23 protein-coding genes are annotated in these 25,453 nt (G+C 70.5%); 8 read left to right on the top strand and 15 right to left on the bottom strand.

What is annotated here, in order from left to right:
• Positions 1-78: 78 nt before the first annotated feature.
• The 3 genes from AC1PZ7_RS18010 to AC1PZ7_RS18020 all read right to left on the bottom strand — a co-directional run bounded on the left by AC1PZ7_RS18010 (position 79) and on the right by AC1PZ7_RS18020 (position 3,300).
• Positions 79-1,392 carry an ABC transporter substrate-binding protein gene (locus tag AC1PZ7_RS18010; RefSeq protein WP_482359669.1) on the bottom strand — a complete coding sequence of 438 codons (1,314 nt, stop codon included), beginning with the start codon at positions 1,390-1,392 and terminating at the stop codon, positions 79-81.
• A 259-nt stretch (positions 1,393-1,651) separates the two neighbouring features.
• Positions 1,652-2,611, bottom strand: a complete 960-nt coding sequence (locus AC1PZ7_RS18015; protein WP_482356562.1) for a sugar-binding transcriptional regulator — start codon at positions 2,609-2,611, stop codon at positions 1,652-1,654.
• Positions 2,608-3,300 (bottom strand): HAD-IA family hydrolase, encoded by a 693-nt coding sequence (locus AC1PZ7_RS18020; RefSeq protein ID WP_482356563.1) that lies wholly within the window; start codon positions 3,298-3,300, stop codon positions 2,608-2,610. Before AC1PZ7_RS18020 ends, AC1PZ7_RS18015 begins: the two co-directional genes overlap by 4 nt.
• Positions 3,301-3,422: 122 nt before the next feature.
• On the opposite strand from AC1PZ7_RS18020, the gene AC1PZ7_RS18025 reads away from it, so the two are divergent.
• A complete protein-coding gene (locus AC1PZ7_RS18025; RefSeq protein ID WP_482356564.1) occupies positions 3,423-3,836 on the top strand; it encodes a DUF2177 family protein in 414 nt (137 codons plus the stop codon).
• 38 nt (positions 3,837-3,874) lie between these two features.
• On the opposite strand, the gene AC1PZ7_RS18030 is transcribed toward AC1PZ7_RS18025, so the two are convergent.
• The 3 genes from AC1PZ7_RS18030 to AC1PZ7_RS18040 form a co-directional block, all read right to left on the bottom strand.
• Complete coding sequence (locus tag AC1PZ7_RS18030) at positions 3,875-4,696, bottom strand: DUF1295 domain-containing protein (RefSeq protein WP_482356565.1); 822 nt, start codon at positions 4,694-4,696, stop codon at positions 3,875-3,877.
• Positions 4,697-4,771: 75 nt separating this feature from the next.
• Positions 4,772-5,440, bottom strand: a complete 669-nt coding sequence (locus AC1PZ7_RS18035) for a ChrR family anti-sigma-E factor (protein WP_482356566.1) — start codon at positions 5,438-5,440, stop codon at positions 4,772-4,774.
• The gene (locus AC1PZ7_RS18040) at positions 5,437-5,988 is read right to left on the bottom strand and encodes a sigma-70 family RNA polymerase sigma factor (RefSeq protein WP_482359670.1); all 552 of its coding nucleotides are present in this window, start codon (positions 5,986-5,988) and stop codon (positions 5,437-5,439) included. Before AC1PZ7_RS18040 ends, AC1PZ7_RS18035 begins: the two co-directional genes overlap by 4 nt.
• Positions 5,989-6,224: 236 nt before the next feature.
• Here AC1PZ7_RS18040 and AC1PZ7_RS18045 point away from each other — a divergent pair, with 236 nt between their 5' ends.
• From AC1PZ7_RS18045 to AC1PZ7_RS18060, 4 genes are all read left to right on the top strand, one after another.
• Positions 6,225-7,574: an NAD(P)/FAD-dependent oxidoreductase gene (locus tag AC1PZ7_RS18045; protein WP_482356567.1), complete on the top strand. Its 1,350-nt coding sequence runs from the start codon at positions 6,225-6,227 to the stop codon at positions 7,572-7,574.
• Positions 7,571-8,356 (top strand): DUF1365 domain-containing protein, encoded by a 786-nt coding sequence (locus tag AC1PZ7_RS18050; RefSeq protein WP_482356568.1) that lies wholly within the window; start codon positions 7,571-7,573, stop codon positions 8,354-8,356. The genes AC1PZ7_RS18045 and AC1PZ7_RS18050 overlap by 4 nt, the downstream gene beginning before the upstream one ends.
• 12 nt (positions 8,357-8,368) lie before the next feature.
• Entirely contained in the window at positions 8,369-9,601 is a 1,233-nt protein-coding gene (locus AC1PZ7_RS18055; protein WP_482356569.1) for a class I SAM-dependent methyltransferase, read from the top strand.
• Between the two features lie 251 nt (positions 9,602-9,852).
• Positions 9,853-12,462 (top strand): PAS domain S-box protein, encoded by a 2,610-nt coding sequence (locus AC1PZ7_RS18060; RefSeq protein WP_482356570.1) that lies wholly within the window; start codon positions 9,853-9,855, stop codon positions 12,460-12,462.
• 85 nt (positions 12,463-12,547) lie between these two features.
• On the opposite strand, the gene AC1PZ7_RS18065 is transcribed toward AC1PZ7_RS18060, so the two are convergent.
• Together AC1PZ7_RS18065 and AC1PZ7_RS18070 are read right to left on the bottom strand one after the other, a co-directional pair.
• The gene (locus AC1PZ7_RS18065) at positions 12,548-12,958 is read right to left on the bottom strand and encodes an ArsR/SmtB family transcription factor (RefSeq protein WP_482359671.1); all 411 of its coding nucleotides are present in this window, start codon (positions 12,956-12,958) and stop codon (positions 12,548-12,550) included.
• Between the two features lie 8 nt (positions 12,959-12,966).
• Positions 12,967-13,620, bottom strand: a complete 654-nt coding sequence (locus AC1PZ7_RS18070; protein ID WP_482356571.1) for a peroxiredoxin — start codon at positions 13,618-13,620, stop codon at positions 12,967-12,969.
• Between the two features lie 135 nt (positions 13,621-13,755).
• On the opposite strand from AC1PZ7_RS18070, the gene AC1PZ7_RS18075 reads away from it, so the two are divergent.
• The 3 genes from AC1PZ7_RS18075 (at position 13,756) to AC1PZ7_RS18085 (ending at position 17,252) form a co-directional block, all read left to right on the top strand.
• Positions 13,756-14,691, top strand: a complete 936-nt coding sequence (locus AC1PZ7_RS18075; RefSeq protein ID WP_482359672.1) for an MBL fold metallo-hydrolase — start codon at positions 13,756-13,758, stop codon at positions 14,689-14,691.
• 84 nt (positions 14,692-14,775) lie between these two features.
• Positions 14,776-16,467: a bifunctional protein tyrosine phosphatase family protein/NAD(P)/FAD-dependent oxidoreductase gene (locus AC1PZ7_RS18080; protein WP_482356572.1), complete on the top strand. Its 1,692-nt coding sequence runs from the start codon at positions 14,776-14,778 to the stop codon at positions 16,465-16,467.
• Positions 16,464-17,252, top strand: a complete 789-nt coding sequence (locus AC1PZ7_RS18085) for a sulfite exporter TauE/SafE family protein (RefSeq protein WP_482359673.1) — start codon at positions 16,464-16,466, stop codon at positions 17,250-17,252. Before AC1PZ7_RS18080 ends, AC1PZ7_RS18085 begins: the two co-directional genes overlap by 4 nt.
• 1 nt (position 17,253) lies before the next feature.
• Here AC1PZ7_RS18085 and tehA read toward each other — a convergent pair whose 3' ends face one another.
• The 7 genes from tehA to AC1PZ7_RS18120 all read right to left on the bottom strand — a co-directional run bounded on the left by tehA (position 17,254) and on the right by AC1PZ7_RS18120 (position 25,257).
• A complete protein-coding gene (tehA, locus tag AC1PZ7_RS18090) occupies positions 17,254-18,234 on the bottom strand; it encodes a dicarboxylate transporter/tellurite-resistance protein TehA (protein WP_482356573.1) in 981 nt (326 codons plus the stop codon).
• A gap of 12 nt (positions 18,235-18,246) precedes the next feature.
• The gene (gene cydX, locus AC1PZ7_RS18095) at positions 18,247-18,399 is read right to left on the bottom strand and encodes a cytochrome bd-I oxidase subunit CydX (RefSeq protein ID WP_482356574.1); all 153 of its coding nucleotides are present in this window, start codon (positions 18,397-18,399) and stop codon (positions 18,247-18,249) included.
• 30 nt (positions 18,400-18,429) lie between these two features.
• Complete coding sequence (gene cydB / locus AC1PZ7_RS18100) at positions 18,430-19,587, bottom strand: cytochrome d ubiquinol oxidase subunit II (protein ID WP_482356575.1); 1,158 nt, start codon at positions 19,585-19,587, stop codon at positions 18,430-18,432.
• A gap of 5 nt (positions 19,588-19,592) precedes the next feature.
• Positions 19,593-21,170 carry a cytochrome ubiquinol oxidase subunit I gene (locus AC1PZ7_RS18105; protein ID WP_482356576.1) on the bottom strand — a complete coding sequence of 526 codons (1,578 nt, stop codon included), beginning with the start codon at positions 21,168-21,170 and terminating at the stop codon, positions 19,593-19,595.
• Positions 21,171-21,240: 70 nt separating this feature from the next.
• Entirely contained in the window at positions 21,241-22,932 is a 1,692-nt protein-coding gene (cydC, locus tag AC1PZ7_RS18110; RefSeq protein ID WP_482356577.1) for a thiol reductant ABC exporter subunit CydC, read from the bottom strand.
• On the bottom strand, positions 22,929-24,665 hold the full coding sequence (cydD, locus tag AC1PZ7_RS18115; protein ID WP_482356578.1) for a thiol reductant ABC exporter subunit CydD: 1,737 nt from the start codon (positions 24,663-24,665) through the stop codon (positions 22,929-22,931). The genes cydC and cydD overlap by 4 nt, the downstream gene beginning before the upstream one ends.
• A 1-nt stretch (position 24,666) precedes the next feature.
• Positions 24,667-25,257, bottom strand: coding sequence for a GbsR/MarR family transcriptional regulator (locus AC1PZ7_RS18120; protein ID WP_482356579.1), 591 nt, complete (start codon positions 25,255-25,257; stop codon positions 24,667-24,669).
• Positions 25,258-25,453: the final 196 nt, after the last annotated feature.

The following is a 25,453-nucleotide window of genomic DNA, read 5'->3' on the forward strand; positions in this document are numbered from 1 at the left end:
AACATCCGTCGGCGCGGGCGGGCGCCGGACGGACGAGGCGAGCCGCCCCTTCGGAAGGGGCGGTCCTTTGCCGGGCGCCTATTTCGGATAACCGGCGCGGGTCATCTCGCGCGCGGTCAGGGCCTGCGAGGCGGCGAGCGTCTGGTCGGCGCTGGCCTTGCCGGCGAGCGCGGCGGAGAACTGCTGGCCGACGGCGGTGCCGATGGCCTGGAACTCCGGGATGGCGACGAACTGTCCGCCCGTATAGGGCACCTTGAGATCGGACGGCTTCTGCGTGTTGGCCGCCTCGATGGCGGTCAGCGTCATCGCCGCGAACGGCGCGACCTTAAGGTATTCGGGGTTCTTGTAGAGCGAGGTGCGGGTGCCGGGCGGCACGTTGGCGATGCCGTCCTTCTCCGCCACCAGCCTGGTGTAGGCCGGCGAGGTCGCCCAGGCGACGAAGGTCTTGGCGGCTTCCGCCTTGGACGTGGTCGCCGGGATGGCGAGGTTCCACGACCACAGCCAGTTGCCGTGGTTCGAACCGCCCTTGCGCACCGGCGCCGGGGCGAAGCCGACCTTGTCGGCAACCTGCGATTCCTTCGGGTCGGAGATGAAGGAGGCGGCGACGGTGGCGTCGATCCACATGCCGCATTTGCCGGTCTGGAACAGCGCGAGGTTCTCGTTGAAGCCGTTGGACGAGGAGCCGGGCGGGCCGTAGTCCTTCATCAGCTTTAGATAGGTGTCGAGGGTCTTCTTCCACTCGGGCGCGTTGAACTGCGGCTTCCACTCCATGTCGAACCAGCGCCCGCCCATGGAATTGTTCATCGAGGTGAGGAACGCCATGTTCTCGCCCCAGCCGGCCTTGCCGCGCAGGCAGATGCCGTAGATGCCGGCGCCCTTGTCGGTCATCTTCGCCGCGGCGTCGGTGATGAAGTCCCAGTCGGGATTTTCCGGCATCTTCAGCCCGGCCTTCTGCAGAAGGTCGGTGCGGTACATCAGCATGGAGCTCTCGGCGTAGAACGGCACGGCGTGGAGCTTGCCGTTCACGGTGAGGCCCTGCGCCACCTGCGGCAGCAGGTCGGCCTGGTCGTAATCGGCGCCGAGATTCTCCAGCGGCATCAGCCAGCCCTGCTTGGCCCAGATCGGCACTTCGTAATTGCCGATGGTCAGCACGTCGTACTGGCCGCCCTTGGAGGCGATGTCGGTGGTCACGCGCTGGCGCAGCACGTTCTCTTCCAGCGTCACCCAGTTGACCTTGATGTCGGGATGCTGGGCGTTGAAGGCCGGCATGAGGCGCTGCATGCGGATCATGTCGCCATTGTTCACGGTGGCGACGGTGATGGTCGTCTCCGCCGCGGCGGCACCCGTCAGGGCCAGCACAAGCGAGGCGCCCGCGAAGGCGCGGAATGTCACGGTCATAGCTTTCCTCCCTTTCGGCGTTCTTTGAGCAAATAATCGCCGTATGGGCAAATACTCACGTTCACCCATGCGGGCGTCAAGTGAATTCGATGCTGCACACGCGAGCAGTCCGCCCATCATTGGTCGAAAAGGCGCCGGAAACGGTACTATAGTACGACGCCAGGCCGCTTTATTGTGCACGCGGCGCGCCGTTCCGGCACGCCGCCGGAGCGTCACATGCGCGTGTGCGTGGGAGGCCGGCCTGGCCGGCGGCTCAGGCGGCGAGAATGCCGGCGGCGGTCGGCTCGTCGGTCACGAGCCCGTTGATGATGCCGGAGGTGAGCGCCGCCGTGAGGGCGACGATCTTCGCCGCACCGGCGGCGATGCCGATCACCGGGCGCTCCGGCTGGGCGATCTCCACCCTCACGCCGGTGAGGCGGCAGTTGAGCGAGAGGTCGAGATAGCGCCCCTTGCCGTCATAGATCCAGCCGGCCACCTCGCCGGCCGCCCCCGCGCGCTGGATTTCGTGCAGTTCGTCCGGGGTAAGGAAGCCGTCCAGCATCAGCGGAGCGTCGTCGCTCATCTGGCCGACGCCGACGAAGGTCACGTCGGCGGCCTGCGCCAACCCGCGCACCTTGCGCACGGCCCCCAGCGCCTGCAGCGTCCTGTTCTCCTCGACCGTGTCGACCAGCACGGGAACCGGCATCGGGTAGTGCGGCGCCCTCACCTTCTCGGCGAGGCGCATGATGACCTCGAAATAGGACGCCGAGCCGTCGAGCGCGATGTTGCCGAGCAGCGAGACCAGCCGGTGCTGCGGCGCCTCCACCGGGCTCAGCGCGTCCACCATGCCGCGCAGCGCCCGCCCGGTGCCCAGCGCGATGACGCGCGAGCCGCTCTCGGCCAGTACCCGCTCCATCTCCTCGGCCGCCGCCGGCGCGATGGAGCGCACGGGATCGCGGCCCGGCCCGAGGCCGGGCATCACGCGGCAGCGCACCAGCCCGAAGCGGTCGCGCAACGCCGCCTCCAGTTCGAGACACCGGGCGAGGTGATGGTTGAGGCGGACATGGATCAGACCGGCCGCGACCGCCCGGCTGACCAGACGCTGGGCGCGCTGGCGCGACAGGCCCATCTCGCCGGCGATCTGGTCCTGCGTCAGGCCGCCGACATAATAGAGCCACGCCGCGCGGGCTGCCTGGTCGTCGATCGAGGCGTCGGTATCGGGCGTCATGCTCATGCCAGTCTCGCCGGGCCAGCCGGCGCATCGAAGAGGTCGGGCAGGGTCGCCCGGATTTCCGCAAAGCTCGCAAAGCGACGAAGCGGGCGCGACGCGTCGGGCAGCGGCATGTCCAGAACGGCGAAATGGCTGCCGCCGACGAAATGCCAAACCTCCATGCCGGCGGCAAGTCCCGCAGCAAGCCCGGCGGCGCTGTCCTCGACCACGACGCAGGCCGCCGGATCGGCCCCCATCCCCGCCGCCGCATGCAGGAAGAGGTCGGGCGCCGGCTTGCCGCGCGCCACCTCGGAGGCGGTGAAGGCGCGGCCGGCGAACTGGGCGTCGAGCCCGGCGATCCGCAGCGAGGCGGCTAGCCTTTGCGGGCTGGAGGAAGTGGCGACGCAGAACGGCACGCGCAGAGCCGCCAGTGCCGCCGCCGCGCCCGCCATGGCGCTCAGCCCGGTCTCGAAGGCGGCGAGCAGGCGGGTGCGATAATCCTGTTCGAACCGGGCGGGAAGCGCGATGCCGAAACGCGCCCGCACCTCGGTCAGGATCACCGGATAGGCGCGGCCGATGAAATGGCGCGCGACGAAGCCCATGTCCACGACGACGTCGTGACACGCAAGTTCGTCGATGAGCGCGCGGGCGGCGAGAACCTCGCTGTCGATCAGCACGCCGTCGCAATCGAAGATGATGAGCGCGGGAGGCATGGCTAGCGGTCTAGTCTTCCTCCCGCGAGCCGTCCAGTGACGGCGCGGGCCGGCGTTGATCCGCAGGCGCGCGCCGGCCGTAAGCCGTCACAGGCGCACGTGGTGCCACGGGGAAAGCGGCAATGGTCCATGTCATCAGCTATCTGGCCACGGGCCTCGTGTTCCTGGCCATCGACACGATCTGGCTGAGCCAGATGGCCGGCCGGCTCTACCGGCCGCGGCTCGGCGACCTCATGGCCGACCAGGTGAACCTGTCGGCGGCCATCGCCTTCTACCTGCTCTATGTCGCCGGCGTCATGATCTTCGTCGTCCAGCCCGCCCTCGCCTCGGGCCGCTGGACCACCGCGCTGGCGCTCGGCGCGCTGTTCGGCCTCGTCGCCTACGGCACCTACGACCTGACCAATCACGCCACCCTGCGCAACTGGCCGCTGGCCATCACGCTGGCCGATCTCGCCTGGGGAACCGTCCTCACCGCCCTGTCGGCCACCGCCGGCATGTTGCTCACCCGCGCTGCGATGGGCTGGCTCGAGAGCTGAACGCCCCGGCCACCCAGCCGCGCCGGCGGCGACGAGGCTCAGGATCCGGAGCCGCCGGACGGCGCGCGCCGGGGGCCGGGCCAGAAGGCGTTCACACGCCGCTGATAGGCGCGGAAAGCCTCGCCCCGCGAGCGCAGCATGTGCGCCTCCGTCGGCGGAATGCCGGAGGCGTGGACGAGCAGTACATAGATGAGCAGCGGAGCGAGCAGCGCGGCGAAGCCGTAGGGATAGCCACCCGCGAGGTCGATGGCGATCGCCGGATAGGCGAGCCAGCCGAGCCATTCGAAGAAATAGTTGGGATGGCGCGTCAGCCCCCAGAGACCCCGGTCGCAGACCCGCCCGCGATTGGCGAGGTCGGCGCGGAAGCGCGCGAGCTGCCGGTCGGCGACGCCCGCTCCGATGACGCCGGCGGCGAACAGCGCGAGGCCGAGGGCGTCGCCGGCATGCGGCTCCGGCAGCGGGTTGCGCGCCGCCGCGACCACAGCCAGCACCAGCACCCAGCCGGCCAGCGCCTGTATCTGCAGGAACCGGAACAGGCGGGCCGGCGCCCGCTCGCCCCATTGGCGGCGCAGCTCGGCATAGCGCGGATCGTCATGCCCCCGCAGCGTTCGCCGCAGGATGTGCAGGCCGAGCCGCAGCGACCAGGCGGCGACCAGCGCGGCGACCAGCATCTGCCGCCCCGGCCACGCGTCGGCACCGGCCGGCAGGAGCGCGCCCGCCACCCCGGCCGCGCCGACGGCGAAGGACCAGATGGTGTCGACCCAGCCATGATTGCCGCTGCGCTCGGCGACCGCCCACGCCAGCGCCATCGCCGCGCAAAGGGCGGCGGCGAGAATGGCGAGAAGCAGCGTGATGCTCATCAGGCCGGCACTCCCCGCTCACGCCCTGCCGGCGAAAGGGCGTCGCGCGAGGACGCCCTGGCCCTGCGCGATGCCCTACAGCCGCACGAAGGGCTGGATCAGCCGGCCGAACAGTCCGGTCAGCCGCATGCTGCCCTCCAGCGCGGCGAGGCAGATGCATTCGCTATCGGGATCGACCACCGGCTGGTGCTCGATCTCCGCGTCCACCTCGCTGAGATCGCCGGGTATGTAGCGCCCATAGCCGTCGGAGAAGGAGCCCGATATCACCTGGGTGAACTCGGTGCCGACATGGCCATGCTCGGGCAGCTTGCGGTTCGGGCCGACGCGCAGCAGCGTCGCCCGGGCCGAGGGATCGCCCGGCAGCGTCACCGCGCTGGCGCGGATGCCGATGCCGATCCAGCGCCACGGGCCGATCTCGCAGTCGCGCAGCGGTCCGGGCAGGGCGATGCCGCCCGGCAGGGTCGCCAGCGAGCGGCCGCCGGCATGGCGCCGGGCCGGCGCCGGGGGCGCCTGCTCGGCGGCGTCGATGGCGCGCATGGCGGCGGCGAAGGCGTCCGGGGCCATGGGCGCCGGCTCCATGTCTTCCAGAAGCGCCCCGCCGACCGCCTCGAACGCGGCCAGACGGGAGCGGCAGACCGGGCAGCCGGACAGATGGGTCGCGACGACCAGCGCCGGGCCGGCGGCGAGCGTGCCGGCGGCGTAGCGCAGGAGGGTTTCGTCGGTCGCGTGATGACGGACAGTCATGATTCGCCTTCGAGCAGCGCGCGCAGCTTGCCGAGGGCGAGCCGCACGCGCGATTTAACCGTGCCGAGCGGAAGGCCGAGCTCGCGGGCGATCTCGGAATGCGCCTTCTCGCTGAAGAAGGACAGCCGCAGCACCGTCGCCTGCTCGTCGGAAAGCGTCGCCAGGGCGGAGCGCACGCGGGCCTCGCGTTCGCAGGCCAGCAGCAGCGTCTCGCCCGAGGGCGCGGTCTCGCTCTCCTCCGGCATCTCGCTCGCGGCCGCGCCCGCCACGCGAAGCCGCCGCAGGTGGTCGATGCGCCGGTTGCGGGCGATGGTGAAGATCCACGTCGCCGCCCCGGCGCGCGCCGGGTCGAAATAGGACGCCTTGCGCCAGACCGAGAGCATCGTCTCCTGGGCGATCTCCTCGGCCGCGTTCGCGCTGATGCCGGATCGGCGCAGGAAGGCGGCGACGCGCGGCGCGAAATGCCGGTAGACCCGCGCGAAGGCCTGCCGGTCGCGCTCGGCGGCGATCTTGAGGATCAACCCGTCGAGTTCGTCTCCGGTCGGCATGATGGCGTCATCGCGAGGATGCGTCACGACCTGCCCCCGGCGCGCAGGGCGCGGCGCGTTGCCGTCGGCAGGTCGGACAGGTTCGAGCAAGGCATTCATGCCCCCTTCTACGCGCGGGCCTCGACACCGGATCATCGCGCCGACGGTGATCCAGCGGAAGCCCGGCACCGTACACCCTAGAGAACGCCGCCCCTTCGCTCCACCGCTCATCTCTCGACAGCCCCCGGAAGTCGCGCATGAACATCCGTCCGGACTTCACCCCCGGCACGCCGCTCAAGGTGTCCGTCGTCGGCAGCGGCATAGCCGGCCTTTCGGCCGCCTGGCTGCTGTCGACGCGCCACGAGGTGACGCTGTTCGAGGCCGACGGAAGGCTCGGCGGCCACTCCAACACCGTCGAGGCGGACGGCGTGGCCGTCGACACCGGCTTCATCGTCTACAACGAGAAGACCTATCCCAACCTCACCGCGCTGTTCGCCCATCTCGGCGTGCGCACGCGCGCCTCGGACATGTCGTTCGCCGTCTCGCTCGATGGCGGGCGGCTGGAATATTCGGGGTCGAGCCTGCGCGGTCTCTTCGCCCAGCCGGCCAACCTGCTCTCGCCGCGTTTCGGCGCGATGCTGCGCGAGCTGCTGCGCTTCTACCGCAACGCGCCGCGCGACCTGCCCGCCATGGGCACGGCGAGCCTCGACGACTACCTCGATGCCAAGGGCTATGGCGCCGCCTTCCGGCACGATCACCTCTACCCGATGGCGGCGGCGATCTGGTCGACGCCGGCGGCGGAGGTCGGGCGCTACCCCGCCGCTTCCTTCGTCCGTTTCTGCGAGAATCACGGCCTGCTCCAGATCGCCGACCGCCCGGCCTGGCGTACCGTGGTGGGCGGCAGCCGCGCCTATGTCGCGCGGCTGCGCGCGGCGACGGGCGGGCATGTGCTGACCGGCACGGCGATAGCGCGGGTGCGACGCGTGCCGGGCGGGGTCGTTCTCCTCGACGAGACCGGCGCCGAGCGCCGGTTCGACCATGTCGTGCTCGCCACCCATGCCGATCAGGCGCTCGCCATGCTCGACGCGCCGCGCGCGGCGGAAGGCGAACTGCTCGGCGCCTTCCGCTACAGCCGCAACGAGGCGGTGCTGCACCGCGACCCGCGCCTCATGCCGCGGCGGCGCGCGGCGTGGGCGGCGTGGAACTACCTGGCCGACCGCCGCGAAGGCGAGCGGCTCTGCGTCACCTACTGGATGAAAAAGCTGCAGGACATTCCTGCCTCCCGGCCGCTCTTCGTCACCCTCAATCCCATCGTCGCGCCGGACCCCTCGACCGTCGCCCATCGCGTGACCTACGAGCACCCGCTTTTCGATACCGGGGCGATGCGGGCGCAGGCGCGGCTCTGGTCGCTGCAGGGCGATGGCGGCGTGTGGTTCTGCGGCGCCTATTTCGGCGCGGGCTTCCACGAGGACGGGCTGCAGGCCGGGCTCGCCGTGGCCGAGCAGCTCGGCGGCGTGCGCCGGCCCTGGTCGGTTGCGGACGAATCCGGGCGCATCCCGCTGGCCGCCGCAGGCGCGCCGCGCAGCGAATGGGAGATCGCCTCATGAGCGGGCTTTCCTCCGCCCTCTACACCGGATCGGTGATGCATGTACGGCTCAAGCCGCGCCGGCATCGACTCGCCTACCGCATGTGCTCCTTCCTGCTCGACCTCGACGAGATCGACGCGCTGGCCGGCAAGCTGCGCCTGTTCTCGCGCAACCGCTTCAACGCGTTCAGCTTCCACGACCGCGACTATGGCGCGCCCGATGGCGGGGCATTGAAGGCGCAGGTCGAGCGCCTGCTCGCCTCGGCCGGCCTCACGCCGGATGGCGGGCCGGTCCGGCTGCTCACCATGCCGCGCCTGTTCGGCTACGCCTTCAATCCGCTGAGCGTCTATTTCTGCTACCGCCGCGGCGGGGCGCTGCTCGCCGTGCTCTGCGAGGTCAACAACACTTTCGGCCAGCGCCATTCCTATCTGCTGCCGGCCGACGCGGCGGCGGACGGCATCGTCCGCCAGCAGGCGCGCAAGTGCTTCTACGTCTCGCCCTTCATGGACATGGATCTCACCTATTCCTTCCGCGTCCATCCGCCGGGAGAGCAGCTTCGCGTGGCGATCCTCGCCAGCGACGCCGCCGGCCCGGTGCTGAGCGCGGTGCACAGCGCGGCGCGGCGCCCGCTCGACGACGGCCAGCTCGCCTACGCCCTCCTCGCCTATCCGCTGCTGACCGCGAAAGTGGTCGCGGGCATCCATTGGGAGGCGCTGCGCCTCTGGGCCAAAGGCATCGGCCTGCGCCGACGCCCGCCGCCGCCCGACCGCCCGGTCAGCATCTCGTCGTCCCCCCGCCCCTGAGGACCGTGCCGCATGCGCAGCGACGCCGATCGCCTCCATGAAATCCCCGCCACGATGGCCGAGGCGCCGGCCCGGCCGGGGCTGCGCGAGATGCTGCTGTCGCGCCTGCTCGACCGGCTGGCGGTCGGCGGCCTCGCCATCGTCACCCCGGAGGGCAAGCGTCTCGTCGGGCGGGCGCGGCTGACGGGGCCGGAGGCGACGCTGGTGCTGCACCGCTGGCGCGCGCTGCGCCGGCTCGTCACCGGCGGCGACGTCGCCTTCTCCGAGGCCTATGTCGCCGGCGACTGGTCGAGCCCGGATCTTCCCGCCTTCATCGAGCTCGCCGCCCGCAACCTGCCGCAGATCGCCGCGCGCCTCGCGGCGCTGCCGCCGGTACGACTGTGGAACCGGCTGCGCCACGCGCTGCGCGCCAATTCCCGCTCCGGCAGCCGGCGCAACATTTCCTTCCACTACGATCTCGGCAACGATTTCTACCGCCTCTGGCTCGACCCCGGCATGAGCTATTCCTCCGCGCTCCATACCCGGCCGGGACAGAGCCTGGACGAGGCGCAGCAGGCCAAGCTCTCCCGCATCATCGAATTGCTCGATGTGGCGCCGGGCCAGCGCGTGCTGGAAATCGGCTGCGGCTGGGGCGGGCTGGCGGCGGCGCTCGCCCGGCACGGCGCCGACGTCACCGGCATCACGCTGTCGCGGGAGCAGCTCGCGCACGGACAGGCGATGATCGCCGCCGACGCCACGCTCGCCGGTCGCGTCGAGCTGCGCCTACAGGATTACCGCGACATCGCCGAACGCTACGACCGCGTCGTCTCCATCGAGATGCTGGAGGCGGTCGGCGAGCCGTACTGGCCGGTCTATTTCGCCAAGCTGCGGGAATGCCTGGCCCCCGGCGGCACGGCGGTGCTGCAGGTCATCACCATCGCCGAGGACCGCTTCGAGGACTACCGGCGCAACACCGACTTCATCCAGCGCCACGTCTTTCCCGGCGGCATGCTGCCCACCACCGCCCACATCGCCAAGCATGCCGGACACGCGGGCCTGGAACTGGCCGGCAGCGAACATTTCGGCCTCAGCTATGCCCGCACTTTGGCGCAATGGCGCGAGAACTTCCTCGCCGCCCGGCACGAGGTGGAACGCCTCGGCTTCGGCGAGGAGTTCAACCGCCTGTGGGAATACTATCTGAGCTATTGCGAGGGCGGCTTCCGCGCCGGCGCCATCGACGTCGGGCTTTACAGGCTGAGGGGATGAGCGGGCCTATGCGGCGCCAACCGGCGTGGCCCTGTCCTGCGGAGCCGGGCTGAGGATCAGCCGGTCGTCCACCGCTTCACCATCCGAAGACAGCACGAAAACGTAAGGTCAAGCCGCGCCCGAGCGCCCGCGCCACGACCCGATGCACCGATTGAACTACGAAATTAAAATTGATCTGTTACGTAAGTCACAATATCACGCAGCTCCAACAACCCGTCGTTAACCTAGATCAGGTCGAGCTGAGAGTTCTGATGAGCGCGAGGGTCAGCATAACCCGCATCGTCGCGGCGTCGGTTACGCTCGTTGTGCTGATCTCAGCTTATTGGATTTACTCGGAATATTCGTTCGCCCAGGCGCGATCGGAGGTCATGGAGACCGGCCGGGTGCGGGCGACCCAGATCACGGAAGCTGCCCGCCAGCAACTGGCCGCAACCTTTCGTGGAGCCGACTACCTGCTCCAGGACGTCCGCCTCAACCTCGCGGCCGCGCCGAATGATGTCGTCACCTATGCGGCGAAGGCGCTCGCCCTTCTTCCCGCCTCGGCCGAAGCCCGGATCGCCCTCTATGACGGCGAGGGACGCCTGCTCAAATCCACCGACCCCGCATCGACGCCGGTGCTCATCGCCGACCGTTCCTATTTCGACAAGCTGAAATCGGCCGCCGGCCTCGACACGCTGGTGCTCGGCGAGGCGGAGCGCCGCATGGGCCGGGACGGCTGGTTCGTCCCTCTGGCACGCCCGGTCCTGAGCGGGGGAGGCATTACAGGCGTCGTCGTCCTCACGCTGTCGCCGCGCTTCCTGTCGGAAGAGCTGGCCCAGATCGTGCTCGGCGACCGTGATGTCGTCGGCGCGGCCCACATTCCGGACGGCACCTATCTCGCGCGCAGCGCCGGCATCGACCTTCTGCTGGGCAAGGCCGTCCCGCTCAGCCGCCCCTTTCTGGCGGCCGACGCGCCGAACCGCGGCAGCTTCACCGGCGTCGGCGTCGGCGTCGGCGAGCCGATCGAGCGCCTCTATGCGTGGTCGCTGCTGCCCGACCTCCCGGTCGCGGTGTTCATCGGGCTGTCCACGGCCGATCTCCTCGCCCCGCTCGACGCGGAAATCGCGCGGCACCGCCGGACCACCCTGATCGGATCCGTCGGCCTGCTGGGCCTCGGCGTGCCGCTGGTCATGCTCGCGCGGCGCGGCATGCGACAGCGTCGAAAACTCATGCGGCAGGCGGTGCAGTACCACGCGCTGTTCGACCAGAACCACTCCATCAAGCTGGTCACGGATCCGAGCGACGGCCGCATCCTGGCGGCGAATGCGGCCGCGGTCGCCTTCTACGGCTACACCCACCAGCAACTGGTGAGCATGAAGATCGCCGACATCAACTGCCTGCCGCGCGAGGAGATCGAGCAGCGCATGGCCGAGGCGCGCAGCGGGCGGAAGCATCCTTTCGTCTTCCCGCACCGCCTGGCCTCCGGCGAGGTCCGCACCGTGGAGGTCTTCTCCGGGCCGGTGCAATTCGGCGGACGCCTGGCGCTCTACTCCATCATCCACGACGTCACCGACCGCTTCGAGCTCGAACGGGCGCTGCGGGCCAGCGAGCTCCGCTACCGGACGATCTTCGAGAGCGTGCCGGCGGGCATCATGCTCGTGGACGAGAATGAGAGCATCGTCGCCTGGAACGAGATGGCCCTCGCCATCCTGCGCGTGGATGCCAAGAATCTCGTCGAACGCTCGATCAGCATCTATGACCGGCACGGGCAGGAGGTGCTGGAGGAGCAGCGCCCCAGCCGGCGGTGCCTCGGCGAGGACTTCCACGAGGAACTCTACGCCATACGCGACGAGCAGGGCCGCTATGTCTGGCTCAACATCAACGGCCGCCAGCTAAACCCCGGCCCCGACGGCGAACGGCGCGGCGGCGTCATCATCTTCACCGACATCACCTACGCCGTGCAGCTCGAAGAAGCCCAGCTCATCAGCGAGCGGGTCTTCGAGGCCGCCGCCGAAGGCATCATGGTCACCGACACGCAGGGCCGCATCATCCGCGTCAATCCGGCGTTCAGGGACATCACCGGCTATGCCGCCGAGGAGGTCGTCGGACAGCGCCCCGACATCCTGGCCCCCGGCCTGCATGAACCCGGCTTCTACCGGGCCATTCTCGAAAGCCTCAACTCGAAGGGAACCTGGGAAGGCGAGATCACCAACCGGCGCAAGGACGGCCGGCTGTTCTTCGAGCAGGCGGCGATCAGCGTCATCACGCGCCCGGATGGCCGGCACGCCGGTTATGTCGCGCTGTTCTCCGACATCACCCTGCGCAAGCGGAAGGAAGCGGAGACCTGGCGGCGGGCCAATTTCGACGCCCTCACCGACCTGCCCAACCGGACCCTGCTGACCGACCGCATCAACCAGGCCCTCGTGCAAAGCCGCCGCGAGGAGCGCAGGGTCGCCCTCCTCTTCATCGATCTTGACGAGTTCAAGCCGGTCAACGACCGCTGGGGGCACGCTGCGGGCGACGAGGCGCTCCGCATGGTCGCGCAGCGCATCGCCGAGACGGTGCGTGACGAAGACACCGTCGCCCGCATGGGCGGCGACGAGTTCGTCGTGCTCCTGCCGGTCGTCGCCAGCGAAAGCGCGGCCGTCCTCGCCGCGGAACGGATCCTCGAAAGGCTGCGTATGCCGTTCGACATCACCGCTGGCGCGGTCTCCCTTTCCGCGTGCATCGGCGTGGCGAGCGATCAGGGCGGCCTGCTGGATGCCGCGACGCTGATCAACCGCGCCGACATCGCGATGTATCGCGGGAAGGCCGAGGGCCGAAACCGCGTCGTGCTGTACGCCGCCGACGCGTGGACGGCGGAGTCCCCGGCCGCCATCTAGAGCGTTTTCTTGTCGATCGGTTGATTTCGCCTGATCGACAAGAAAACGCTCTGGACGCGGCAATGGCCCTCTTCGCGGGTCGGGGTCAGCGGGACGACTTCGCCAGCACGCGGGCGAAGACGGCGGCATCCTTCTGCACCGGCCGCCGCGCCGGCGCGGCCACGGGTGCCGCGGCGCGAGGGGCCGCGTCCGGCGCCTCGGCGGACAGGGCGGCGCCGTCGCCGAACTGCGTCTCGATGCTGCGCACGCAATGGGCGACCGAGGCGTCGGCGAGACGGTAGAACACCTGCTTGGCGGCGCGCCGCGTGGCGACGAGCCCAGCCCGCCGCAGTTCCGCCAGCTGCTGGCTCAGGGCGGGCTGGCCGATGCCGGTCGCCGCGTCGATGCCGCTGACGGTGAGTTCGCCGGTCTGCAGATGCGACAGGATCATCAGGCGCTGCGGCTGCCCGTAGGCCTTGAGCTTCTCCACGGCGAGAGTGGCCTGTTCGCGCGTCATCGGCACGGTCAGGTCTCCTTCACCCGCCGGCAGAACCAGTCGTCCCCCGGCTCGAACAGCGCCTGCCCGCCGCGCAGCGGCGCCAGCACCGGCGCGCCGGGCTGCCATCCCTCGGGCGTGACCACGTCGCCGGCCGCCACCCGTTTCAGCGCCGCGGCGAGGCGCAGCATTTCCTGGGCCGAGCGGCCGACCGTCATCGGGTACCAGCTGATGGCCTGCACGATGCCATCGGGATCGATGAAATAGCTCGCGCGGACCGTCGAGGAATCTTGCGCGGTCTCGTCGAGCATGCCGTAGGCGCGGCTGATCACCAGCGAGGGATCCTCGACGATCGGGAACGGCACCTCGACATCGAAGACGCCGTGGATCGCCCGCACCCAGGCCATGTGGGAGAACAGGCTGTCCACCGACAGGCCGAGCAGCGCGCAGTCCAGCGCCGCGAATTTCGGCGCCAGCCGGGCGAGCGTGACGAACTCGCTGGTGCAGACGGGGGTGAAATCCGCCGGGTGCGAGAAGAACACCAGCCAGCGGCCGCGAAAATCGGAAAGCTCCACCGGCCCATGCGTCGAGCGCGCGCTGAACAGCGGCGCCGGATCGCCGATCCGCAGCGGGCGCGGCGTCACGGTAGCGGAATCGGTCACGGAAATGAGTCCTCCAGCCATGCCGTCTGATTGCCTCTTGAATGAAATACGCGCAATCCGCATTTACAATTACACGATATATGTAATCATGAAACCAATGTTCGATAATTGGAGGACGCCATGTCTCAGTCCCTGTCTCAGTCCCTGTCCCAGACCATGTCCGAAACGACGCCCGACCTTCCTCTCGAGAACGCCGCCGCGCAGATCCGCGCGGCCCGTCAGGCCAACACCCGCCTTGCCGTCGAACCCTTCTTCGACGAGCCGACCAATACAGCGAGCTACGTGATCCACGATCCCGTCACCCGGCGCGGCGCGGTGGTCGACAGCGTGCTCGATTTCGACGCGGCGGCCGGACGCACCTCCACCGCCTCGGCGGACGCGATCATCGCCTATGTGACGCGCGAGGGGCTGACGATCGACTGGCTGCTGGAAACCCATGCCCATGCCGACCACCTGTCGGCGGCGCCCTACATCCAGCGCGAGCTCGGCGGCAAGCTCGCCATCGGCCGCGAGATCATCACCGTCCAGAACGTGTTCGGGAAGATCTTCAACTTCGGCACCGAGTTCGCCCGCGACGGCTCCGAGTTCGACAAGCTGTTCGAGGATGGCGACACGTTCAGCGTCGGCTCCATTCCCGCCATGGTGCTGCACGTTCCCGGCCACACGCCGGCGGACATGGCCTATGTGATCGGCGATGTCGTGTTCACCGGCGACACGCTGTTCATGCCCGATTTCGGCACCGCCCGCGCCGATTTCCCTGGCGGTGACGCCCGCCAGCTCTATCACTCGATCCGCCGCCTGCTGTCGCTGCCGGACGAGACGCGGCTCTTCCTCTGCCACGACTACAAGGCCCCGGGCCGCGACTCCTATGCCTGGGAGACCACGGTCGGCGCCGAGCGGGCCGGCAACATCCACGTGCGCGACGGGGTCGAGGAAGACGCCTTCGTCGACATGCGCATGCGCCGCGACGCCACCCTCGCCATGCCCAAGCTCATCCTGCCCTCGGTGCAGGTGAACATCCGCGCCGGCCACCTTCCCGAGCCGGAAGAGAACGGCAAGCGCTACCTCAAGCTGCCCCTGGACACGCTCTGATCCCGCTCTGATCCGACGGCGCCGCGCCCGGGCGACGCCGCCCGGCGGTGCGCGGCGCCGCGCACAACAATCGAGGAAACGCCAATGACGCCGAAACAGATCACGCCCGACTTCCACGTCACCGGCCCGCTCGACGATGTCGCGCTGGCCGAAGCGGCGGCGGCCGGCTTTCGCTCCATCCTCTGCGCGCGGCCCGATGGCGAGGATGCGAACCAGCTCGCCGCCGGCGACATGGCCGCGCTCGCCGAGGCGCTCGGCATGGCGTTTGTCCACATCCCGATCACACCCGGCCGGTTCGGCGACGCCGACGTGGCGCAAATGCGCGCCGTGCTCGACCGCGTTCCCGGCCCTGTGCTCGGCTATTGCCGCAGCGGCGCCCGCGCCGCCACCCTCTGGGCGCTGGCCGAGGCGGGGCGCCGTCCGCCGGAGGAGATCCTCGCCCTCACCAGCGTGGCCGGCTTCGATCTCTCGGCCCAGCGCCCGCGCCTCGCGAGCCCCGCGCCGTCGGGCACGGCACCGGCGGCGAAGATCTTTGACGTGGTCATCGTCGGCGGCGGCGCGGCCGGCATCGCCACGGCGTCGAGCCTGCTGAAGCGCCGCGCCTCGCTCGACATCGCCATCGTCGAGCCGGCCGAGTGCCATTACTACCAGCCGGGCTGGACCATGGTCGGCGCCGGCGTCTTCAAGCCGGAGACGACCTGCGTGCCCATGGCGAGCGTGATGCCCGCGCGCGTCACCTGGATCCGGCAGGCGGCCGCCGGCTTCGCGCCGGAGACGCGCGAGGTCGCGCTCGCCGACGGCTCGTCGCTGCGCTTCCGCGCGCTGGTCGCCGCCCCGGGGCTGCGCCTCGCCTGGGAGGCCATTCCCGGCCTGGCCGAGGCGCTCGGGCAGAACGGCGTCACCTCGAATTACCGCTTCGACCTCGCGCCCTACACCTATCGCCTCGCCAGCACGATGAAGCCGGGCCGCGCGCTGTTCACCCAGCCGCCCATGCCGATCAAATGCGCCGGCGCGCCGCAGAAGGCGATGTACCTGTCCTGCGACATCTGGCGGGACGCCGGCATCCTGCCGCGCATGGAGGTGGAATTCCACAATGCCGGCGGCGTGCTGTTCGGCGTCGCCAACTATGTCCCCGCGCTGATGGAATATGTCGAACGCTACGGCATCGACCTGAATTTCGGCTCGACGCTGGTCGCCGTGGACGGCGCCTCGCGCACCGCCACCTTCGAGCGCAAGGGCGCGGACGGGACGACGGAGCGGGTCGAGCGCGATTTCGACATGCTCCACGCCGTGCCGCCGCAGAAGCCGCTCGACGTCGTCGCCAACAGCCCGCTGGCCGGCGCGGGAGGCTGGATCGAGGTCGACCCGGCGACGCTGCGCCATGTGCGCCATCCCGACGTGTTCGCGCTGGGCGACGCCACCAACACGCCGAACGCCAAGACCGCGGCCGCCGCCCGCAAGCAGGCGCCCGTGGTGGCGGTCAACGTGCTCGCCGCGCTCGACGGGCGCGCGCCGCAAGCGCAGTATGACGGCTACGGCTCCTGCCCGCTCACCGTCGAGCGCGGCAAGATCGTGCTGGCCGAGTTCGGCTATGGCGGCGCGTTGCTGCCCACCTTCCCGCGCTGGATTCTCGACGGCACGCGCCCCACCCGCCTCGCCTGGTTCCTCAAGGACCGCATGCTGCCGCCGATCTACTGGCACGCCATGCTGAAGGGCCGCGAATGGCTCTGCGGGCCGGAGCCGATCGTGCAGCCGGCCCCCAACGAGGCTGCCTGATGCTTGAGCCGATGCAATACGGGCTTGGCGCGGGGGCCGGCGTTCTCGTCGGCTTCACGCTCGGCCTCGTCGGCGGCGGCGGGTCGGTGCTCGCCGTCCCGCTGATCGTCTATCTGGTCGGGGTGCGGGACCCGCACGTCGCCATCGGGACCAGTGCCTTCGCGGTAGCGATGAACGCCGCCATCGGCCTGTTCAACCATGCCCGCGCCGGCACGGTGAAATGGCGCTGCGGCGGCATGTACGCCACCGCCGGCGTGCTCGGCGCCCTCGCCGGCTCGACCGTCGGCAAGCTGGTCGACGGCGAGAAGCTGCTCTTCCTGTTCGCGCTGCTGATGCTCGTCGTCGGCGTGCTCATGCTGCGCGGGCGCGGCAATCCGGGCGAGCCCGGCGCCGAATGCAATCGCGAGAAGGCGCCGAAGGTACTCGCCTTCGGCCTCGGCACCGGCGTCTTCTCCGGCTTCTTCGGCATTGGCGGCGGCTTCCTCATCGTGCCGGGGCTCATCGGCTCGACCGGCATGCCGATCCTCAACGCGGTGGGCACCTCGCTGGTGGCGGTGACCGCCTTCGGCCTGACCACCGCGCTGAACTACGCCGCCTCCGGGCTCGTGAACTGGCCGCTCGCCTTCGTCTTCATCGCCGGCGGCGCGCTCGGCAGCATCGTCGGCATGAAGACGGCGCGGCACCTTGCCGGACGCAACGGACGCCTCGCCACCATCTTCGCGGCGCTCATCTTCGTCGTCGCCAGCTACATGCTGTACAAGAGCGCCGCGGCGATCCTCGCCTAGCTCACGCCCGCGGCGGCAGCAGCCGGCCGGCAGCCAGCAGCCACAGGCTGTGCGCGGAGGTGATCGCGACCACGCCGGTCGCAAGCGCCAGCAGCCACGGCGCCAGCATCTCCAGCGCCCCGGTCTCGCCGCGCTGCACCAGTTGCAGGCTGGAGGTGGCGAGCGCGGTGAGGCCGAAGGTGAAGGCCCAGTAGGCCGGCGAGACCGGCTGGCGCAGGATCCAGGGCAGCAGGCGCGCGATCAGCAACAGCTGCAACAACCCGTAGCCGATGAGGGCGCGGGCGAAGATGTCCGGCCCGCCCTGCGTCACGCTGAGATAGGTCACGGCGCCGACGACCGGCGGCGCGAGCTGGATGCCGAGCGTCGGCCGCTGCGCCGGCGGCATCGCCGCGCCGTGCTGGAAGCGGTTGAGCAGCACCGACTCCATCGCCAGCCAGGAGAACAGGCCGGCGCCGAAGGCAAGCTGTCCCCAGTCCCTGAAGCCGAGCACGCCGCAGGCCGTGCCGGTCACGTAGCAGCCGGCGACCAGCGGCAGGTACATCACCGGCGTCGCCGTCGCCAGATCGCGCTCGCCACGCCACAAGGCGCTGGTGCGCCAGATGCCGAAGCCGACCGTGAAGGCGGCCCCGGCCAGCAGCAGGACCAGCGCGGCGTTCCAGGAATAGGGCGCCGCCGCGATGCTGACGAGCAGCGTCGCCACCCCGGCGAGGCCGACGAAACCGGACTGCACGGGATGGCCAATCTCCTCCCGCGCGGCCGGGCGGGCGACGATCCATTTGAGCGCGTAGAGCGCCAGCACCGCCGCCCAGACCAGCGTGCCGGCCAGCATGATCGCCTCGGCGATGGCGGCCGGCACACCCCACAGCGCGTGCGCCACCCGCCAGCTTCCGCCGAGGCCGACCAGGCCCAGCACCATGCCGAAGAACGACACCGGCACGATCGGCAAGCCGCTTCCCGGCACGGTTCGTTCCTTCTCCCCCATGGCGCCGTCCCTTCAGCCCCGGGCCCGTGCCGACGCACGCACCGGCGCGGGCTGCGGCTGCCCCTTGGAGCGCGCCAGATCGTCCATCAGCTCGTACCACATGGCGTTGAGCACGGCGAAGGCCGCCGCCAGCGGCAGGCCGAGAAGCCAGGCGAAGTACCACATGTCAGTCTCCTTCTCGCGTCGGGCGCGTTTTCAATAGGCGTGGCTGCTGTCGTCCTGGATGGCGCGTGCGTCCACCTTGCCCCACAGCACCCGGTAGACCCACGAGGTGTAGGCGACGATGATCGGCACGAAGATCGCCGTGCAGATCAGCATGATGAACAGCGTCAGGTGGCTCGACGAGGCGTCCCACACGGTCAGGCTCGACCGCGGATCGACCGAGGACGGCAGGATGAACGGGAACATCGACAGGCCGACCGTCGCGATGATGCCGAAGATCGACAGCGCGCTCGCCAGCAGCGCGCCGACTTCCACCCGGAACCGCATCAGGCCGAGGCAGGCCAGCGCGCCGAGCAGGCCGAGCGCCGGCCCCGCCATCATCCAGGGATGGGCGGCATAGTTGGCGAACCACGCGCCCGGCGCCAGCTCCACCGTCTTGGCCAGCGGGTTGGACGGACCGGCGACGGGAACCACGCTGGTGATGGCGTAGCCGTCGGTGCCGAGCCACAGCCACAGCCCGCCGAGCGCGAACAGCGCGACCGTCAGCACGGCGGCGACGCTGCCGGCCGTGCGGGCGCGGGCGGCGACCGCGCCGTCGGTCTTGAGGATCAGCCAGCTCGCCCCGTGCATCGCCAGCATGGCGACCGACAACAGGCCGCACAGCAGGCCGTAGGGGTTGAGCAGCTCGAACAGCGTCGTGCCGTCATAGAAGATGCGCAGGTCGTTGTTCAGGTGGAAGGGCACGCCCTGCAGCACGTTGCCGACCGCCACGCCCATCACCAGCGCCGGCACCAGGCCGCCGATGAACAGCGCCCAGTCCCAGGCGCCGCGCCAGAGCGCGCTGTCGCGCTTGGAGCGGTACTTGAAGCCGACCGGGCGCAGGATGAGCGCGAACAGGATGGCGAACATGGCGAGGTAGAAGCCGGAGAACGACACCGCGTAGAGCGGCGGCCAGGCGGCGAAGATCGCGCCGCCGCCGAGGATCAGCCACACCTGGTTGCCTTCCCAGACCGGGCCGATGGAGTTGATGACGACCCGGCGTTCCAGATCGCTCCTCGCCACGAAGGGCAGCAGCATGTCGGTGCCGAGATCGAAGCCGTCCATCACGGCGAAGCCGATCAGCAGCACGCCGAGCAGCAGCCACCAGATGACGCGGAGCGTGTCGTAGTCGATGAGCGTGTGGAGGATCATGGGTCCTACTCCGCGGCGACGAGGTTGGCGGGAACGAGTTCGGCGTCGGGCTTCTCGTCCGGCTCCGGCCCCTTGACGATGGCGCGGACCATCAGCGTCATCTCGATGATGATGAGCACCGTGTAGATCAGCGCGAAGCCGACGATGGTGGTGAGCACGGTGGCCGCGCCGAGATTGGAGACCGCCGCGGCGGTCGGCAGCACGCCCTCGATGATCCAGGGCTGGCGGCCGAATTCCGCCACCACCCAGCCGAGCTCGGCGGCGATCCACGGCAGCGGGATCGCCAGCACCGCCAGCCACAGTAGCGGCCGGTAGCGGTCGAGCACACGCCGCGCCGACAGGAAGAAGAAGGTCGCGGTCAGCACGATGAAGAAGAAGCCGAGCCCGACCATGATGCGGAAGGACCAGAACAGCGTCGGCACGCTCGGCACGGTGTCCCATGCCGCCTGCTCGATCTGCGCGGGCGTGGCGCTGCGCGGATCGTCCACGAAGCGCTTGAGCAGCAGCGCATAGCCGAGATCGGCGCCGTTGTCCTCGAAGGCCTGCTTCACCTCCGGCGTGATTGCCGCGGTGCTGCCGGCCGCGCGGATCTTCTGCAGCGCGTCGAAGGCGACGATGCCCGACTTGATGCGCTCCTGCGCCTGCCCGACCAGTTCCACGATGCCGGGCACGACCGTGTCGAGCGAGCGGGTGGCGATGAGGCCGAGCGCCCAGGGAATCTGCACCGCGAAATGCGTCTCGCGGTCGGTCTGGCTGGGGAAGCCGAACAGGGTGAAGGCCGCCGGCGCCGGCTCGGTGTCCCACATCGCCTCGATGGCGGCGAGCTTCATCTTCTGATGCTCGGTGGTGAGATAGCCGCTCTCGTCGCCCAGCACGACGACCGACAGCGACGCGGCGAGCCCGAAGGAGGCAGCCACCGTCATGGAACGCTTGGCGATCTCGATGTGCCGGCCCTTCAGCAGGTACCAGGCGGAAACGCCGAGCACGAAGATCGACGCCGTCACATAGCCGGCCGAGACCGTGTGCACGAACTTCGCCTGCGCCACCGGGTTCATCACCACGGCGAAGAAGTCGGTGATCTCCATGCGCATGGTCTGCGGGTTGAAGGCCGAGCCGATCGGGTTCTGCATCCAGCCATTGGCGACGAGGATCCACAGCGCCGAGAGGTTCGAGCCCAGCGCCACCGCCCAGGTGGTGACGAGATGGCCGACCTTGGAGAGCTTGTCCCAGCCGAAGAAGAACAGGCCGACGAAGGTCGCCTCCAGGAAGAAGGCCATCAGCCCTTCGATCGCCAGTGGGGCGCCGAAGATGTCGCCGACATAGTGGCTGTAATAGCTCCAGTTCATGCCGAACTGGAATTCCATCACGATGCCGGTGGCGACGCCGAGCACGAAATTAATGCCGAACAGCGTGCCCCAGAACTTGGTCATCTGTCGCCAGATGCGCCGGCCGGTCATGACATAGACCGTCTCCATGACCGCCAGGAGCACGGAGAGCCCCAGCGTCAGCGGCACGAACAGGAAGTGGTAGAGCGCCGTCATTGCGAATTGCAGGCGCGAGAGGTCGACGACATCGAGTTCCATGGTCGGTTCCGGTTGCTTTCCGGTCTCCTGTCTGTGCGCGCCGCGCCGTCGCGACGTCGCGAAAGGGGTCTCAGTCGGGTCGAAGGGCGGCGAGCGCGGCGGCGAACGCCGGCTCGCCCTTGTCGGCAAGGGTCTGGATGCGGCCGTCGGCGAGGACGGCGATGCGGTCGGCGTACTCCGCCTCCCGGCGCAGATGAGTGGCGAAAAGCGTAGCGTTGCCCTGCGACGACGACGCTACACGCGCCAGCACGTCGCGCGCGGTGGCGCCGTCCAGCCCCTCGGTCGGCTCGTCGAGCAGCCAGAGCGGCGGCGCGCGCAGGAACAGCCGCGCCAGCGCCAGCCGCCGCGCCTGCCCGCCCGACAGGCCGAGCCCGCCCTCGCCGAGGCGGGTGTCGAGCCCGTCGGGCAGAGCGGCGACGACCTCGCCCAGCCCGGCCTCGGTGAGCGCCGCGCGAAGGCGCGCGTCGTCGGCGCGAGGATCGGCGAGCAGGAGGTTGCCGCGCAGGCTGTCGCGGAACAGTTCGGTGCGCTGGGTGAGCAGCGCGGCCGGCGCGGCGGAAAGCTGCCCGGCGGCGACGCCGATCTCCCCGGCCAGCGCCGCGAGCAGGGTCGACTTGCCCGCCCCGCTCGGACCGACGATGGCGAGGCTCTCGCCCGCGCGGACGACGAGGTCGAGCCCGGCGAGCACGGGCCGGATGGCACCGGGATGCGCCAGCGTGACGGCGTCGAGCCGAACCACGACGCCGGGTTCCGGCGATTGCGGCATCCGCGCGCCCGTCGCCGCCGCCAGTCGCGGCGCCACGCGGCGGGCGGCGATGAGGGCGCGCTCGCACTCGACGACGCCGCGCCGCAGCGCGACGAAGGGGTCGAAGGCGGCCAGCGCGACGAGCAGCAGCAGCGCCGCCAGCGGGGCGTCGAGCGTGCCCTGCCCGCCCAGCGCGGCGACCGCCACTAGCGCCAGCGCCAGCAGCACGCCACTGGCGGCGGACAGGCCCGCGCCGACGAAGGTCTCGACGCGGTTGAGCGCCTCGTCGGCCTCGGCCTGCCGCTCGTCGGCCTCGGCGAAGGCCCGGCATCGGGCGGCAAGCCGCCCGGCCATGATCAACTCGGTCTGGCCGGCGACGAGATCGACCGCGCGGCAGCGCAGCACCTCCAGCGCGTGCAGCCGGCGGCGGGCCGGCCGGCGGGCGGCGCGCAGGCCCAGCAGCGGCAGGCCGAGCCCGACGCCGAGCACGAGGCCGGCGAAGGCCAGCGCCGCGCGGATATCGATGAGGCCGATCAGCACGCTCGCCGTCAGGGTGACGGCAAGCGCCGCCACCACCGGCACCAGCACGCGCAGATAGAGCGAATCCAGCGCGTCGATGTCGAGCGTCAGGCGGAACAGCAGCCGTGCCGGCCGGTCGGCGAGCCGGCCCGCCGCCTCCGGCGCCGCCCAGCCGCGGAACAGGCGCTCGCGCAGCCCGGCCAGCACGGCGAGCGCCGCGTCATGCGTCACCAGCCGCTCGCCATAGCGCGAGGCGGTGCGGGCGAGGGCGAACAGCCGGATGCCGGCGGAAGGCGCGAACACGTCGAAGGCCAGCGCCGTCGCGGCGGAAAGACCGGCGATGGCGGTGGCGGTGATGAACCAGCCCGACAAAGCGAGCAGCCCCGCCCCGGCGACGAGGGTCAGCGCCGCCAGCGCGATGCCGCCGAGCAGGGCGCCGCGCCGTTCGGCGAGGAAGAGGCGCAGGATGGCGCCCATGGACCGGACCCTGCCGCTCATGGCGCCACCTCCCCGGCCGTGGGCGCGAGGCGGATCACCCGGTCCATCCGCGCCGCCAGCGCCGGATCATGGGTGGCGAGGATGAGGGTGCGGCCCTCGGCGAGCTGCATCAGCGCCTCGCTGACCTCGCGCGCGGTGGCGCTGTCGAGATGGGCGGTCGGCTCGTCGGCGAGGATGAGGCCGGCTTGAGGTGTCGCCGCCAGCCGGGCCAGCGCGAGGCGCAGCGCCTCGCCGCCCGACAGGCCGCGCCCGCCCTCGCCGATCGGGGCCGGGCCGCGCGCCGCCGCGACCGTCTCCAGCCGCGCGGCCTGCAAGGCGCGGGAAACCTCGGCCGCATCCACGTCCGGGCGCCCGAGCCCGACATTGCCCCTGAGCGTGCCGGCGAAGATGTGCGGCTGCTGGCCGATATAGGCCATGCGGGCGCGCAGCCGGGCGGCATTGGCCGCGCCCAGCGTCTCGCCGTCGATGATCACCCGGCCGGCCTGCGGCGCCGCGAGGCCGGCGATCAGCGCCAGCAGCGTCGACTTGCCGGCGCCGCTCGGGGCAAAGAGCGCGACATGCTCGCCCGGCGCGACGGCGAGGTCGAAGCCCTCGAACAGCGTCGCCGCCTGCCCGGCATGGGAAAAGCCGATGGCGGCGAGCGCGACGCCCGGCGCGGCGCGGCTGCGCGCCGGCGCCGGCGCGTCCGTGCCCACCACGCTCATCCCGCCCGTGCCGAGGCGCTCCAGCGCGGCGAGCGCCGCCTGCCCGGCGGCCCGGTCGTGCCAGGCGGCGGAGAGATCGCGCAGCGGCTCGAAGAAGGCCGGCGCGAGGAGCAGGACGAACAGTCCCTCGCCGAGGCCGAAGGGGCGCCCCCAGCTCCCGAAGCCGAACGTGCCGAGCAGATGGAAGCCGACATAGACCGCGACCATGGCGACGCCGAGCGCCGAGAACAGTTCGAGCACCGCCGAGGAGAGGAAGGCGATGCGCAGCACCGCCATGGTGCGCTGCCTGAGGCTTTCCGCGTCGGCGCGCAGGCGCCGGGCGGTCGCCTCCACCGCCCCGAAGCTGCGCAGCGTGGCAAGCCCGCGCAGCCGGTCGAGTAGGAAGGCGTTCATGCCGCCCATCTCGACGAGCTGCTCTTCGCTCGCCGCCTTGGCCCGCCAGCCGATCAGCGCCATGAAGAGCGGGATCAGCGGCGCCGCGACGGCGAGGATCAGCGCCGCCGTCCAGGAGACCGGCAGCACGCAGGCGAGGATGACCAGCGGCACGACGACCGCCCGCCGGCGCGCCGGAAGAAAGCGCGCGAGATAGGGAACCACGGCCTCCGCCTGCTCGGCCAGCACGCTGGCGGCAAGACCGGAGGCCGGGCGCGCGGCATCGAGCGGCGAGCCCGCGGCGAGTGCCGCCACGGCCTCGGCGCGCCGCCGCGAGAGTTCGGCCCGCGCGGCGCGGAAGGCGAGGCGCGCGCCGGCCGCCTCGGTCGCGGCGCGCGCCAGGCCGAGCGCGGCGATGGCGAGGGCCGGCAGCAGCACCGCGTCGACGCCGGTGCCGGCCGCGAGGCCCGTCGCCGCATGGGCCAGCAGCGCCGCCTGCGGCAGCCAGAGCAGCGCTGCGGCGATCTGCAGTCCGATGGCGGCGCGCAGGCCGAACCGCGTGCCGCCCGCGCGCACCACGGCTTCGCCCCGGCGGGAAGCCGGACTGGCGGCGGGGGCGTCGGCACCGGCCGGTGCGATGGCGGAGGCGGCGCTCATGTCACCCGGGCCCTCCGTCGGCATCCGAGACGGGCTTGGGCTTGCGGCGGCCGAGCGAGACGATCTTGTCCTTGGTCTCCAGCAGCCGGCTGATCTTCGAGCCGAGGCTGAGCAGGTTGGCGAGCCGCTCGGTCTCCAGCCGCTTCACGTCGTCGTACCAGTTGGTGAGTTGCTCGATCAGGCCGTGCATCTCGGCCATGCGCGCCTGGGCGAAGCGTTCGGTGTCGCTGCCGGGCTGCTGCATCAGGATCTCGCGCAGCACCGAGAGCGTGGGGTCGACCTCGCGCTTCTTGCGCTCCTCGGCGAGGGTGCGCAGGATCTGCCAGACATCGTCCGGCGTGGTGAAGAAGTCGCGCCGGTCGTTCGGCAGATGCTTCAGCACCACGAGGTTCCACGCCTGCAGTTCGCGCAGGCTCATCGACACGTTGGAACGCGAGATGCCGAGCGCCTCGACGATCTCGTCGGCGCAAAGCGGCTCGGGCGAGACATAGAGCAGCGCGTAGATCTGCCCGACGGTGCGGTTGATGCCCCAGCGGCTGCCCATCTCGCCGAAATGCAGCACGAAGGACTGGATGAGAGGCGGCAGATCCACGGGATTTTCCTTACGGAAGTTTCAGAAATTTCTGAAATCACTGCCCGTCATATAGGTCCGTCTTGCGCTGCAGCATAGCCGGACAAACCCGCATCCAGGGCGTTTCGAGGCGGACAAAACGTCCAAGCCCGGGGGCCGCGCCGGCTCCCGGCCGGACCCTCTATGCGAGGCGGGCCCGGCCCTTGCGCTCAGCCGT

Source organism: Ancylobacter sp. TW_SC_1 (genome assembly GCF_056836805.1).